The following is a 12579-nucleotide window of genomic DNA, read 5'->3' as shown; positions in this document are numbered from 1 at the left end:
GCTCCCGGGCGAGCGCTCACGGCCGGTACGGCAGCGAGGGAACGTCGTAGCAGTTCGTGGTCATGTCCGGCACCTGGCCGACCCAACCGCCGGGCGCCGCGTCCTGCCAGCGGGCCACGTCGAAGCAGGTCCGGGTGGGCGCGGCGACCCGGTCGGCCGGTTCGGCCTTGAAGTCGACCGGGATCAGCAGACCGTGCGCGTCGTAACCCTCGGGGCGGTTGACGAAGCCTTCGACGCACGCCCGGGTGACGTTCGCGCCGCACGAGGCGATCGCGTCGGTGAGCCACATCGCCGAGGCCCAGCCCTCCAGTTCCCACTGGGAGAGCTTGTCCTCGCGGTCGGGGTAGTACTTCTTCATCGCGGCCCGGAACTCGGCCACCGCGGGCTGTGCGGTGTCGGTGTAGCCGCGGCTGTTGCTCGTCGCGTAGATGCTGTCGCGGCAGGTCGGGGACGCCTTGAAGTCCTCGCCGACGCGCGCGTTCCAGTTCTGCACGTTGGTCACCTTCGCGGTCACCCGCAGTCCGGCGCCGTCCATCGCCTTGCACAGTTCGACGTTGCCGCGCGTGTCCACCGCGTCGAAGACGATGTCGACGCCCTTGTCGCGCATGTCCACCACGGCGGCGGCGAAGTTCGGCAGGGCGAAGTCGACCTGTTTGTCGAGCACGGTGTAGCCCTCGGCGCGCAGCCCGGCGGCGATGGTCTGCGCGTAGCGCGCGGAGTCGGCCTGGTTGTACGACACCACGGCGGCGGTGCGCGCGCCGAGCTTCTCCTTGAAGTGGCGGTAGACCTCGGTGCTCGCGTACAGGTCGCCGTTCCAGCCCACCTTGCCCTGGCGCGGGGCCCGCGATCCGTAGATCGAGTACAGGTGCGGATAGGTCTCGTACGCGGTGCCGATCGGTTGACCGCCGACGTCGGGGACACCCTTGTCGCTGACGTATCCGGCGGCGTTGTAGCTGTAGATGCTGTTGCCCGCGAAGGCGAACACCTTGTCGTCCTCGACGAGTTTGCGGGCGCAGCGCTGGTTGGCCACGCCGTATCCGGTGTCGTCGCACGCGGACACCCGGATCCTGCGCCCGTTCACGCCGCCGCGGTCGTCGAGCGCCTTGAACCACGCCTGGGCGCCGTACATCGGCCCGGAGAAGGTCTCGTTGCCCAGGATGCCCTGGACGGTGTCGATCATCCCGACGGTGATCCGGGTGGGGCTCACGCCCACGTCGGACGCGGTGTTGGCGTTCGGCGCCGACGCGCCGGTGCCCACCGGGGCCGGTTCGCGGTCGTGGAAGTCGCGTTCCGGCAACCGTGAACCGCACCCGGCCAGTACGCACAGCAGCAGGGCCACCGAGGCGCACGGCACGCCCCGTCGGTGGAAACGACGTCGCATGCGTGCTCCTCGGTGGCCCGGTGGTGGCGGCTGTAGGCCCGTTCGGGGGTGCGGGTCAGGCCTTGGGGCAACCCTCGACCACGGTGCCCGGCTTGAGCGCGGTGACCAGGGTGCAGACGGTGGTCAGGCTGACCTTCCAGGTGCCGTCCTGCTTGACGGCCTGGCCGTTCTGGCCGGGCAGCGCCGGGTTGCCGGCGAGCAGGATGTCGAACGACACGGCGGCCTTGTCACCGCTGATCTTGACCGCGGTGGTCTTGGAGGTGACCTGCTTGGCCAGCGGGTCGTTGGCGAGGGTGTCGACGAGCGAACCCACCTTGTCCGCGTTCTCCAGGACCGCCTTGCGGTCCGCGAGCGGCGTGGCGTTGTCGAACAGCTTGTCCCAGTTGTCGGCGACCTTCTTCTCCTCGCCGGTCAGCGTGGTGCCACCGGCGGCCGGCGGTGCGCTGGAGGCGCCGCCGGGCGCGGCCGGCGTGCTCGCGGCGGGCGCGGGCGTCGTCGCCGCGGGGGCGGCCGGCGCGGACGCCGACGGTGACCCCTTCGCCTTGTCGTCCTTCTTGTCGTCGTCGCTGCTGCAACCGGACATCACCAGCACCGCCGCCACCGGCAGGGCCAGCCATGCCCGACGCGTCCCCTTGCGACGACCGACGCCGGAACCCGTTGTCGCCCGCTCGTTGATCATGTCCACGCTCACGTGCATTCACCACCCGTTCCGCCGGTCGCCCGGCGTCCTGTTGCTGTTGATGTAGCCAGGTAGTACCTGGGTTACCGGCAAGTCATGTTGCCACGTGCGACTCGGTATCCAATCGTGTTCCGAGCCGTATGACCAGATCCCGGAGAACTACGCTGAGGCACGGATACGCGATCGGGCGGACTCGACGGGTGGACCCTATGGCAGGTTCGACGGACTCGGCAGGTTCCACGGGAAGGGCGAACTCCCCTATCGAACGACAGCGTACGACCGACGCGGCGGCGACCCTGGAGGGTTTGCGGCGGTTGTTGCGCACGCATGGCGGCTGGCTGGTCGGGTTGTGCGGCGCGCTGCTGTGCGCGCTGGGTTGGTACGGCGTGTCGGGTGAGCGGTACGAGGCCCGCCAGTTGCCGTATCTGGCCTCGGCCACCATCCCGGGCGCGGCGCTGATCGTCGCGGGTGCGGTGCTCGTGGTGGGCACCCGGCGCGGTGCGTCGGGCGAGTCCGGTGCGGTGGACGCGGAACTGCGCGAGATGGTGGGCCGGTTGTACGAACTGCTGGTCGAGCCGGTGCCGGTCGCCGAGGCGGGACAGCCGGAGCCGGCCGCGGCGGCGTGGGTCACGGTGCCGGGCGGAGCGCGCTACCACCGGCCCGAGTGCTCGCTCGTGCTGGGCAAGAACGGCGTGTTCCCCGTGGACGAGGCGACCATCCGGCTCAAGGACCTGCGGCCGTGCCGGTTGTGCGACCCGGGACCGGTCTCGGCACCGTCCGGCGGGGTCGACGACTCCGGTCCCGGCGGGCCGATCGCGCCGGCGACCGGCGGCTGAGCCTCGTGCTCACTCTGGAACTGGCCCTGGCCGGACTGGGCGTGGGCGCGATCGCGGCGCTCGCGGCGGTCGGGATGATCACCTCGTACCGGGCGACCGGCGTCTTCAACCTGTCCTTCGGCGCGCTGGCGATGATCGTCGCCTACCTGGTCTGGCAGCAGGTGCGGGTGTGGGGCTGGCCGCTGTGGGCGGCCGTACTGCTCGACGTGGGCGTGGTGGCGCCCGCGCTCGGCCTGGTCCTGGAGCGCTTCGTCTTTCGCGGGCTGCACCGCGAAGGGGCGGGCCCGGCCCGGATGCTGGTCGCCTCGCTGGGCGTGTTCGTGCTCCTGGTCGGCATCGCGACGCTGACCTGGGGCACCCAGGCGCGGCTGGATCCGCCGTCGATCGTGCCGACCGGATCGGTCGGGCTGCCCGGCGACACGTCGGTGCCGACCGGCACGCTGGTCGAGTTGGGCGTGGTGATCGCGGTCGCCGTGCTGGTGGCCGGGGTGACCCGGTACACCCGGTTCGGCGTGCGACTGCGCGCGGTGGTGGACCGGCGGGCGCTGGCCGAGCTGGCGGGGGTGCCGGCCGACCGGGTGGCCGCGGCGGGTTGGGCCTTCGGGTCGATGCTGGCCGGGTTGACCGGGGTGCTGCTGGCACCGCACCTGCGGCTGGATCCGTACGGACTGACCCTGCTCGTGCTGGAGACGATCGGCGTCGCGGTGGTCGCCCGGCTGGCCAGTCTGCCGGTGGCGATCGTGGCGGCGTTGGCGATCGGGGTGGGGCAGAGCGAACTGTCCCGGCTCGAACTCGACTCGTGGGGGCTGATCCAGGCACTCCAGGCGAACCTGTTCGTGGTGGTGATGCTGGTCGCGCTGCTGGTGTTGCCGCGGATGATCGAGGTGGGCGGCTCGGACGGCACACGCGCGGCGACCCGGCTGGGGACCGGGCGCGGCGAGAGTGCGCCGGCGGGCTGGTGGGTGCCGTTCGTCGCGGTCGCCGCGGCCCCCCTGGCCCTGGGCGCGGAGCATCTGCGGATCGCCCAGCAGGTACCGGCGCTGGCGATCGTGTTCGTGTCGTTGGTGATGCTCACCGGGTACGCGGGGCAGATCTCGCTCGGCCAGGCCGGGTTCGCGGGGCTGGGCGCGCTGTTCGCCGGGCAGCTCATGGGCCGGCAGGTCCCGGGCCTGCTCGCGCTGTTCCTGGCCGCGCTGCTGGTGGTGCCGGTCGGCCTGTTGACCGGGTGGCCGGCGATTCGCCGGCGCGGGTTGACGCTGGCGCTGACCACGTTCGCGGTGGCCGCGGTGGTCAGCCGGTTCGTCTTCGCCCAACCCCGCTTCGGCACCGACGCGGTGCTCGATCACCCCTGGCCCTTCGAGGGCGAACGGGCTTTCTACGCCCTGGAGTTGGCCTGCCTCGGCTTGGTCCTGCTGGTGATCCGCCGGTTGCATGTGAGCCGACTCGGCCGGATGCTGGTCGCGGTCCGTGACCACGAGGGGGGCGCGGCGGCGGCCGGGGTGGACGTCGCGTCCGCCAAGGTGTTCGTCTTCGCGGTCGGCGCGGGGGTGGCCGCGTTGGGCGGCGCGCTGCTGGGGATGGGCGGCCGGGCCTTCGACGCGGCGGCCTTCGATCCGGTGCTGGGTCTGGTCTGGTTCGCGGCGGTGGTCGTGTTCGGCGTGGACAGCGCGGCGGGGGCGGTGTTGGCCGCCGGCCTGGTGGTGGCCCTGGACGCGGCGACCACGGCCGGCATGTCCACGATCGTGGTCGGCGCCCTGGCCGTGCTCCTGTCCCGGATGCCCGGGGGCGTCCCGGCCACGGTGTTGCGCCTGGTCGCGGGTCGCCCGGCCGCGCCGGTGGAGCCGATTCCGGTCCGCCTCACGCCGCTCGGTCGCACGCTGCGTGCGCGGGTGCGGCCGTGAGCGGGCCCGGGTCGCGCGCGGCTCCCGGCGAGGATGCGCTGCGGGCCGCCGGGATCGTCCGGCGATTCGGCGGCTTGCGGGCCGTGGACGGGGTGGATCTGGTCGTGCCGGCGGGCCTGGTGACGGCGGTGATCGGGCCGAACGGGGCCGGCAAGAGCACCCTGTTCGACTGCCTCGCGGGTGGTCGGGTCGACGCCGGGCGGGTCCACCTGGGCGGACGGGACGTCACCCGGCTGCCGGCGCATCGGCGGGCCCGGCTCGGGTTGGCCCGTACGTTCCAGGTGGTGTCGGTGTTCCCCAGCCTGACGGTGGTGGACAACCTGCGGGTGGCGGCGGAGAACCGGTCCGGGGCCTCGGCGCCGGCCCGACTGCTGGGCCTGCCCGACCCGGCCCGGGGGCGGACCAGGGTCGCGGTCGAGGCGGCGCTGCGCCGGCTCGCGTTGACCGAGCACGCGCACACGCCGGCGGGCGAGCTCCCGGCCGGGATCCTGCGCATGGTCGAACTGGCCCGCGCCCTCGCGGCGTCCCCCTCGGTACTGCTCCTGGACGAGCCGGCCAGCGGACTGGACGACGCGCAGGCCGACCGGCTGCGCCACGAACTGCGCGCGCTGGCCGCCGACGGTCTGGCCGTCCTGCTGGTCGAACACGACATGGACCTGGTCTTCGGCGTCGCCGACACGGTGCACGTGATGGCCGCGGGCCGGATCGTGGCGTCCGGCACGCCGGCCGAGATCCGCGCCGACGCGCGCGCCCGGGAGGTGTACCTCTGATGCCGATCGCCCTGTCGGTCACCGGACTTCGGGTGCGTTACGGCCCGATCGAGGCGCTGCACGGCGTCGACCTGGAGTTCCCGGCGGGCGCGGTGACCGCCCTGGTCGGCCGCAACGGCTCGGGCCGCAGCACGCTCTTGAACACGCTGGCCGGCCTGATCCGCCCGAGCACCGGCCGGGTGTTCTGGAACGGGGTGGACATCACGGAATGGCCCGCCGACCGCCGGGCCCGCGCGGGCCTGACGCTGATCCCCGAACGCGGCGGCGTATTCGCCGGTCTGTCGGTGGCCGACAACCTGAAGCTGTTCGCCGACGGCGGCGACATCGGCCCCGCGCTGACCGCGTTCCCGGTCCTGGCCGACCGGCTGACCCAGCGGGCCGGCACCCTCTCCGGCGGCGAACAACAGATGCTCGCGGTCGCCCGCGCCCTGCTCACCCCGACCCGGCTCCTCCTCCTGGACGAACTCAGCCAGGGCCTGGCCCCCCGGGTCGCCGCCCACCTCTACCGGGTCGTCACCACCCTCGCCGCCGCCGACCGCACGGTAATCCTGGTCGAACAACACACCGGCGAAGCCCTGACCCGCGCCGAGGTCGTCTACACCCTCAGCCGAGGCACCGTAACCTTCCGCGGCGACCCCACCGAATACCGATCCCACCCCACGACATCCCACCGCACATAGCCCCCCAACAGGGTCAGCGGGGCATCACCCTGCCGCGAAGGACGACCGCGTGGGGGGCGGCCAGGACGCCGACGTCGGTGCGCGGGTCCGCCGCGTAGACGACCAGGTCGGCGGAGGCGCCCTCGGTGAGGGCCTCGCGGCCGAGCCAGGTGCGGGCGGACCAGCAGGCGGCGGAGAGGGCGTCGAGGGCGGGGATGCCGGCCGCGACCAGTTCGGCCACCTCGTCGGCGACCAGGCCGTGCGGCAGCGAGCCGCCCGCGTCGGTGCCGACGAAGATCGGGATGCCGGCGTCGTAGGCCGCCCGGACCGTGGCGTAGCGGTTCGCGTGCAGCGCGCGCATGTGGGCGGCGTAGGTCGGGAACTTGCCGCTCGCCTGGTCGGCGATGCCGGGGAAGGTGGCGATGTTGACCAGCGTCGGCACGATCGCCACGCCGCGCTCGGCGAACAGCGGGATCAGGTCCTCGGTCAGGCCGGTGGCGTGCTCGATGCAGTCGATGCCCGCCTCGATCAGGTCCGGCAGCGAGTTCTCGGCGAAGCAGTGGGCGGTGACCCGGGCGCCCTCGGCGTGCGCCGCGGCGATCGCCTCCTTGAGCGCGTCCAGGGGCCACAGCGGGGACAGGTCGCCGGTGTCCCGGTCGATCCAGTCGCCGACCAACTTGACCCAGCCGTCGCCGCGCCGGGCCTCCTGGATCACGAACGCGGTCAGGTCGCCGGGCTCGATCTCGTGCGCGTAGTTGCGGATGTAGCGCCGGGGTCGGGCCAGATGGCGCCCCGCGCGGATCAGCCGAGGGAGGTCCTCCCGGCCGTCGATCCAGCGCGTGTCGGCTGCCGAACCCGCGTCCCGCAACAACAGCGCACCCGCGTCCCGGTCGGTCCGCGCCTGACGCTCGGACGTCGCGGCGTCGACGGCCCCATGCTCGTCGATCCCGACGTGGCAATGCGCGTCGACCAGACCGGGAAGCACCCAGCCCTCCAACGTCGCATCGACCTCGACCGACCCGGGCCGATCGAAGGTGACCCGCCCACCCACGACCCACATCTCGTCCCGAACCTCGTCCGGACCAACCAGCACCCGGCCCTTCACGTGCAACACGGTCATGCCGAGACCCTACGCCCGCCCCCGCCACGAACCCGCACGCCTCCGGGCGGCACACCCACCCGTCGCCCCCGGGCCGGACGCTGCGGTTCCCACTCCGCCCGCGACCCGGGCCCACCCGCCTCACCCCCGACTCAGCACCCCCCGCTGCACCGCCGTCGCGACCGCCGCCGTGCGCGAATCAACGCCCAACTTCGCGTAGATGTGCACCAGATGCGACTTCACCGTCGCCTGGCTCAAAAACAACGCCCGGCTGATCGCCAGGTTCGACAACCCGTCCGCGACCAGACTCAACACCTCGACCTCGCGGCTCGTCAGGCTCGGCAGCGGATCGCGCAGTCGGCTCAGCAGGCGGCCCGCGATCCGCGGTGCGAGCGCCGATTCGCCCGCCGCCGCAGTACGCACCGCGGCGGCCAGCTCCTCAGGCGGGGCGTCCTTCAACAGATAGCCCAACGCCCCCGACTCCACCGCCGCCAAGATGTCCGCATCGGTGTCATACGTCGTCAGCACCAGCACATGCGGCGCATCCGGCAACGCCGTGATCGCCGCCGTGGCCGCGTTCCCGTGCATCCCGCCTTCCCGGAACCGCAGATCCATCAGCACCACGTCCGGCGCCAGCGAACGAGCCAACTCGATCGCCCGCTCGGCGCTGTCCGCCTCGCCCACCACCACGAAGTCCGGCTCCGCCGCCAACACCGCCCGCAGCCCGGCCCGCACGATCGGATGGTCATCGGCCAACAACAACCGAATCACCGCGCCGTCCCACCCTCCGAACCCGAACCCGCCGCCACCGGCACCACGGGCACCACCGGCACCGCGGCCACCACCGGCACCGAAAACGTCACCGCGATCGCCGCCCCCTGCCCCACTCCGGACTCCACGGTCAGCACTCCACCCAACTCCGCCGCCCGAGTCCGCATGGCCGCCAACCCGAACCCGGTACCACCCGACCCACCCTCACCACCGCGCCCGGGCCCGCCGAGCCGCCCCGCCGGATCGAACCCCCGCCCGTCATCCACCACGTCCAACGTCACCGACGCGTCCATGTGACTCAGCGTCACCTCCACCCGGGACGCCCCCGCGTGCCGCACGGTGTTCCCCAGCGCCGACTGGGCAATCCGCAGCAACGCCACCTCGACGGCGGTCGGCAGTCCCACCGCGTCGCCCGTGTTGTGGAAGCGCACGTCCAACTCGGCCTCGGCCGCCGTCCGAGCGCACAGTCGCTCCAACGCCGCCGGCAACGAGGACCCGTCCAACTCCGGCGGCGCCAAAGCCCGCACGAACCGGCGCGCCTCGGCCAGATTGTCCGTCGCGGTGATCCGGGCCAGCCGCACGTGCCGATCCGCCGCGAGCGGATCCGCCGGCAGCGCCCGCTCCGCCGCGCGCAGCAACAACTGGATGCTGCTGAAGCCCTGCGCGAGCGTGTCGTGGATCTCCCGGGCCAACCGCTCACGCTCCGCAAGCACCCCGGCATGCCGCTCGGCCGCAGCCAGCGAGGCACGCGCCGCAACCACGTCCTCCACCAACCGGCGGCGCTCCTCGCTCTCCCGCTGGAGCGCCTGATAGCCCAGCACGGTCGCCACCGCCACCGCCGCACCCAGCACCGGACCGAGCACCATGCCCACCGCGAACTCGCCGCGATGCATCCCGTACCCCACGATCGCCAGCACCGTCAGCCCGGCCACCGCCGGCACCGCGAGCCGCACCGGCAACAAATGCGGAACCAGGAAGAACAGCGGGAAGGCAAACCAGATCCCCTCCGCCGTCAGCGCGTAGAACCCACCCCACGCCAGCGTCAGACACCCCAACCACACCATCGACGCACGCCGTGAGGGCCCCACCGAAGGCAGCAGATTGCCGGCCGCGTACACCCCGGCCGTGACCACCACACCGACGACGATCAAAGCGGCCCGCGCGCTCGACACGTCGGTGCCGACCAGCGCGCGCAGCGCCGCGAGGGCGAGCAGCAGCACCACGAGCCCGTGCATGCAGGCACGGAGTGTGCGGGGGACCTGGGTCGGGGCGATGGTGAGGTACATATCGGGTCAAGGGTAGACGGGGTGGATGTAGGTGGCATCGATCGAAAGGTTGACCCGGGGACGAACAGCCCGATCGATGACGCGGCGGCCGTCGTGGACAAGAGTCGAGAACAGAAACAAGAACCAGGACAAGAACCGGAACAAGCACAAGCGTCGAGTCGTCCCGCACACCGCACTGCCGGACAGCCGGACAGCCGGACAGCCGGACGACCCGCCCCCCGAATCATCCGTCACACAAGGAGACCCCGACCCCCCGTGTTCGTAGCGCTGCGAGACCTCGTCTTCGCCCGAGGGCGATTCGCCCTGATGATCGTCACCGTCGTGCTGATCACCGCGCTGGTCGGCCTGGTGTCCGGGTTGACCGTCGGGCTCGGCCGGGCCAACACGTCGGCCGTCGACGCGCTGCCGGCCGATCGGCTCGCGTTCGCCGCGCCCGCGTCCGGGGAGGGCATCTCGTTCGCGGACTCGGCCGTGGACGAAAGCCAGTGGCGGCGCTGGGCCGAGCAGCCCGGGGTGCGCTCGGCGGCGCCGCTGGGCATCGCGATGACCCGGCTCGGCGTCGGCGAGCGCACCACTGCCGCCGCCGCGTTCGGCGTCGAGCCCGACGGGCCGCTCGCGCCGAAGGCGTTGGCACCGGGCACCGTCGTCCTGTCCCGGCCGCTGGCCGACGACCTCGACGTCGGGGTCGGCGCCCGGCTCACCGTCGGCGCCGACACGTCGCTGACCGTCGCCGCCGTGGTGTCCGGGTCCTCGTACAGCCACGCGCCGGTGGCCTGGACCACCCTGGCCGACTGGCAGCCGCTGCGCCCGGGCCCGCAACGCGGCGGGCCGCACGCGACGGTGATCGCGCTCGATCTGGCCGGCGCGCACACCTCGGCGGCCGACCGGGCGATCGGTACCAAGACCACCTCGATCGACGACGCCAGGAGCGCGATCGGGTCGTTCACCGCCGAGAACGGGTCGCTGCAACTGATGCGCGGCTTCCTGTTCGCGATCTCGGCGCTCGTGGTCGGCGCGTTCTTCACGGTGTGGACGATCCAGCGGGCCGGCGACGTCGCGGTACTCAAGGCGCTCGGCGCACCCACCGGCTATCTGCTCCGGGACGCGCTCGGCCAGGCGTTCGTGGTGCTGCTGGTGGGAACCGCCCTGGGTACCGGCGCCGCCGCGCTGTTCGGCGCGGTCGCGCCGGCGGGCGTGCCGTTCGTCGTGGACGCGTCCACCACGCTGTTCCCGGCGGCCGTACTGATCCTGCTCGGCATGGTCGGTGCCGCCCTCGCCATTCGCCGGGTCACCGCCATCGACCCGCACACCGCGCTGAACAACACCCGATGAACACCGGCACCGGCGAACCCGTGAAGCACTCCGCAAAACGCTCCGAGAGGCACCCCGAGAGGCATCCGATGCACCCGACCCACCCCTCCCCCGGTCTGGAACTCGCCGACGTCACCCTCACCTACCCCGACGGCGAATCCCGGCTGACCGCCCTGGACCGGGTATCGCTGCGCGTGCCACCGGGCACGCTGACCGCCGTGGTCGGGCCGTCCGGGTCCGGCAAGTCCAGTCTGCTCGCCGTCGCCGCGACGCTGACCCGGCCGGACGAGGGCCGAGTGCTGATCGCCGGTGCCGACGCCGCGACGCTGTCCGCCGCCGAACGCGCCCGGTTGCGCCGGACCACGATCGGGATCGTCTTCCAACAGCCCAACCTGCTCGCGTCGTTGACCTGCGTCGAGCAACTCCAGGTGATGGCGCACCTGGCCGGACGCAGCGCCCGTCGAGCCCGCGCCCGAGCCCTGGACCTGCTCGACCGGGTGGACCTCGCGAAGCACGCCGAACACCGTCCGCACCGGCTGTCCGGCGGCCAACGGCAACGCGTGAACATCGCCCGGGCCCTGATGAACGAGCCGAGCGTGCTCCTGGTCGACGAACCCACCAGCGCCCTCGACCACGAACGCGGCGCCGCGATCGTGGCGTTGCTCGCCGAGCTGACCCGGGCGAACGGCACGGCCACCGTCCTGGTCACCCACGACCACAGTCATCTGCCGTACGTGGACCACGCGTCGGAGCTGATCGACGGCCGACTGAACGCCCTCACCACCCACCCGGACGCCATGACCCACTGACCCGGACACCTCGGCCCACCACCCGGCAACCGAAACCGCTCCGCCCGCCTAGACCCCCGCCTCCGGCCGCCACACACTCGACCCGGATCGCCCCTGTTCCCCCACCCGCTGCCCGGCCCGCTCCGTATCCGGCCGCCACGCACTCGACCCCGTCGACGTCCCCGGCAGGCTCGGCGAGCCCGGTCCGTCCGGACCGCCGGGAATCACCGGCCAGTTCGGGTCGACCACCGCGCCGCCCTCCGGATTCCGGCGATCGAAGTACTGCTGGAGCGAAGCCGCCTGCTCCGCGTACCAGCGGCTCTGCTTCTCGTGCAGCGCGGACAGCGAATCGGCGGCCAACTCCGGGAAGCGCGCGCCCAGATCCTGCGCGAGCAACAAACACGCGAGCGCGTCCCCGTCCGCGGTGTGCGCGTCTGTGAGCACCACCTCGTAGAACGCGCTGGTGGCGGCCAGCGTGCGCTTGCCCTTGCGGTAGCGGTCCAGTTGCTTGTCGATCACCAGTGGGTCGATAATCGGTGCGGTGTACGGGAGTTGCGGCAGATTGTGGCGGTGCAACTCCGTCTGCAGGATGGTCAGGTCGAACGGCGCGTTGTAGATCGCGACCGGGGTACCCGCCGCGAGGTACTCGGCCATCGCCGTACCGATCTCCGCCAGACACAGGGCGGGCGCACGCCCCTCCGCCCGGGCCTGCTCGGTGGCGATCCCGTGGATCGCGGTCGCCTCGGCCGGAATCTCCCGCTCGCCCGGGTCGAGCAGCCAGGACCGGCGGGTGCCGGCCGCGTCGACCAGCGCGGCGGTGACGATGAAGTCCGTGTGCGGGTCCACACCGGACGTCTCCACGTCGAACGCGGCCATCGGCCCGCGATGCCAGCCGTCGTGATTGCCGCGGGGCGGCGCGGCGGGCTTGGGCTCACCGCAGGTCGCGCAATACGTCACCCATTTACCGTCGTTGCGCACCAACAGGCCGTCGCCGGCCTTGACGTAGGTCGTGCAGGTGGCACAGGTCGCGCCGAACTTGTTCGTAGCCATGGAGTGCTCATTTCCGATCGCGGATCAGATTCACCTCGTCACTGCGCG

Annotated in this window: 13 protein-coding genes; 7 read left to right on the top strand and 6 right to left on the bottom strand. The window is 72.4% G+C overall.

The window, feature by feature from the left end:
- Positions 1-16: 16 nt before the first annotated feature.
- A complete protein-coding gene (locus ACH4U8_RS19040; RefSeq protein WP_360305363.1) occupies positions 17-1381 on the bottom strand; it encodes an ABC transporter substrate-binding protein in 1365 nt (454 codons plus the stop codon).
- 55 nt (positions 1382-1436) lie between these two features.
- The gene (locus ACH4U8_RS19035; protein WP_360305361.1) at positions 1437-2072 is read right to left on the bottom strand and encodes a hypothetical protein; all 636 of its coding nucleotides are present in this window, start codon (positions 2070-2072) and stop codon (positions 1437-1439) included.
- A gap of 302 nt (positions 2073-2374) precedes the next feature.
- Here ACH4U8_RS19035 and ACH4U8_RS19030 point away from each other — a divergent pair, with 302 nt between their 5' ends.
- From ACH4U8_RS19030 to ACH4U8_RS19015, 4 genes are read left to right on the top strand one after another with little or no spacing between them, the layout of a single operon-like run.
- On the top strand, positions 2375-2896 hold the full coding sequence (locus ACH4U8_RS19030) for a hypothetical protein (protein ID WP_395778848.1): 522 nt from the start codon (positions 2375-2377) through the stop codon (positions 2894-2896).
- A 5-nt stretch (positions 2897-2901) separates the two neighbouring features.
- Entirely contained in the window at positions 2902-4797 is a 1896-nt protein-coding gene (locus tag ACH4U8_RS19025) for an ABC transporter permease (RefSeq protein WP_395778846.1), read from the top strand.
- Positions 4794-5567, top strand: a complete 774-nt coding sequence (locus ACH4U8_RS19020; RefSeq protein ID WP_379987980.1) for an ABC transporter ATP-binding protein — start codon at positions 4794-4796, stop codon at positions 5565-5567. The genes ACH4U8_RS19025 and ACH4U8_RS19020 overlap by 4 nt, the downstream gene beginning before the upstream one ends.
- Positions 5567-6247, top strand: coding sequence for an ABC transporter ATP-binding protein (locus tag ACH4U8_RS19015; protein WP_395778844.1), 681 nt, complete (start codon positions 5567-5569; stop codon positions 6245-6247). The genes ACH4U8_RS19020 and ACH4U8_RS19015 overlap by 1 nt, the downstream gene beginning before the upstream one ends.
- Before the next feature lie 13 nt (positions 6248-6260).
- Here the strand turns inward: ACH4U8_RS19015 and ACH4U8_RS19010 are convergent, their stop codons facing one another.
- The 3 genes from ACH4U8_RS19010 to ACH4U8_RS19000 form a co-directional block, all read right to left on the bottom strand.
- Positions 6261-7346, bottom strand: coding sequence for an amidohydrolase family protein (locus ACH4U8_RS19010; protein ID WP_379987978.1), 1086 nt, complete (start codon positions 7344-7346; stop codon positions 6261-6263).
- Positions 7347-7466: 120 nt separating this feature from the next.
- Entirely contained in the window at positions 7467-8096 is a 630-nt protein-coding gene (locus tag ACH4U8_RS19005) for a response regulator transcription factor (RefSeq protein WP_360305349.1), read from the bottom strand.
- Positions 8093-9283, bottom strand: coding sequence for a sensor histidine kinase (locus ACH4U8_RS19000; RefSeq protein ID WP_379987992.1), 1191 nt, complete (start codon positions 9281-9283; stop codon positions 8093-8095). Before ACH4U8_RS19000 ends, ACH4U8_RS19005 begins: the two co-directional genes overlap by 4 nt.
- Here ACH4U8_RS19000 and ACH4U8_RS18995 point away from each other — a divergent pair.
- The 3 genes from ACH4U8_RS18995 (at position 9198) to ACH4U8_RS18985 (ending at position 11502) form a co-directional block, all read left to right on the top strand.
- Complete coding sequence (locus ACH4U8_RS18995) at positions 9198-9398, top strand: hypothetical protein (RefSeq protein ID WP_379987977.1); 201 nt, start codon at positions 9198-9200, stop codon at positions 9396-9398. The genes ACH4U8_RS19000 and ACH4U8_RS18995 overlap by 86 nt on opposite strands.
- A gap of 239 nt (positions 9399-9637) precedes the next feature.
- Positions 9638-10714 carry an ABC transporter permease gene (locus tag ACH4U8_RS18990; RefSeq protein WP_360305345.1) on the top strand — a complete coding sequence of 359 codons (1077 nt, stop codon included), beginning with the start codon at positions 9638-9640 and terminating at the stop codon, positions 10712-10714.
- A 68-nt stretch (positions 10715-10782) separates the two neighbouring features.
- A complete protein-coding gene (locus ACH4U8_RS18985; RefSeq protein ID WP_395778842.1) occupies positions 10783-11502 on the top strand; it encodes an ABC transporter ATP-binding protein in 720 nt (239 codons plus the stop codon).
- 48 nt (positions 11503-11550) lie between these two features.
- On the opposite strand, the gene ACH4U8_RS18980 is transcribed toward ACH4U8_RS18985, so the two are convergent.
- Entirely contained in the window at positions 11551-12531 is a 981-nt protein-coding gene (locus ACH4U8_RS18980; protein ID WP_360305341.1) for an exonuclease domain-containing protein, read from the bottom strand.
- Positions 12532-12579: the final 48 nt, after the last annotated feature.

Origin of the sequence: Embleya sp. NPDC020886 (genome assembly GCF_044333915.1) — a bacterium.
Classification (GTDB): domain Bacteria; phylum Actinomycetota; class Actinomycetes; order Streptomycetales; family Streptomycetaceae; genus Embleya.
Note: the sequence above shows the minus strand (reverse complement) of the source record. Positions and strands in the feature narration are given on the sequence as shown.

What these genes read in the sequence shown, in the direction of transcription:
- ACH4U8_RS19040 (WP_360305363.1), bottom strand. Translation starts at nt 1,381, where the DNA reads ATGCGACGTCGTTTCCACCGACGGGGCGTGCCGTGCGCCTCGGTGGCC.
- ACH4U8_RS19015 (WP_395778844.1), top strand. Translation starts at nt 5,567, where the DNA reads ATGCCGATCGCCCTGTCGGTCACCGGACTTCGGGTGCGTTACGGCCCG.
- ACH4U8_RS19010 (WP_379987978.1), bottom strand. Translation starts at nt 7,346, where the DNA reads ATGACCGTGTTGCACGTGAAGGGCCGGGTGCTGGTTGGTCCGGACGAG.
- ACH4U8_RS18985 (WP_395778842.1), top strand. Translation starts at nt 10,783, where the DNA reads ATGCACCCGACCCACCCCTCCCCCGGTCTGGAACTCGCCGACGTCACC.
- ACH4U8_RS18980 (WP_360305341.1), bottom strand. Translation starts at nt 12,531, where the DNA reads ATGGCTACGAACAAGTTCGGCGCGACCTGTGCCACCTGCACGACCTAC.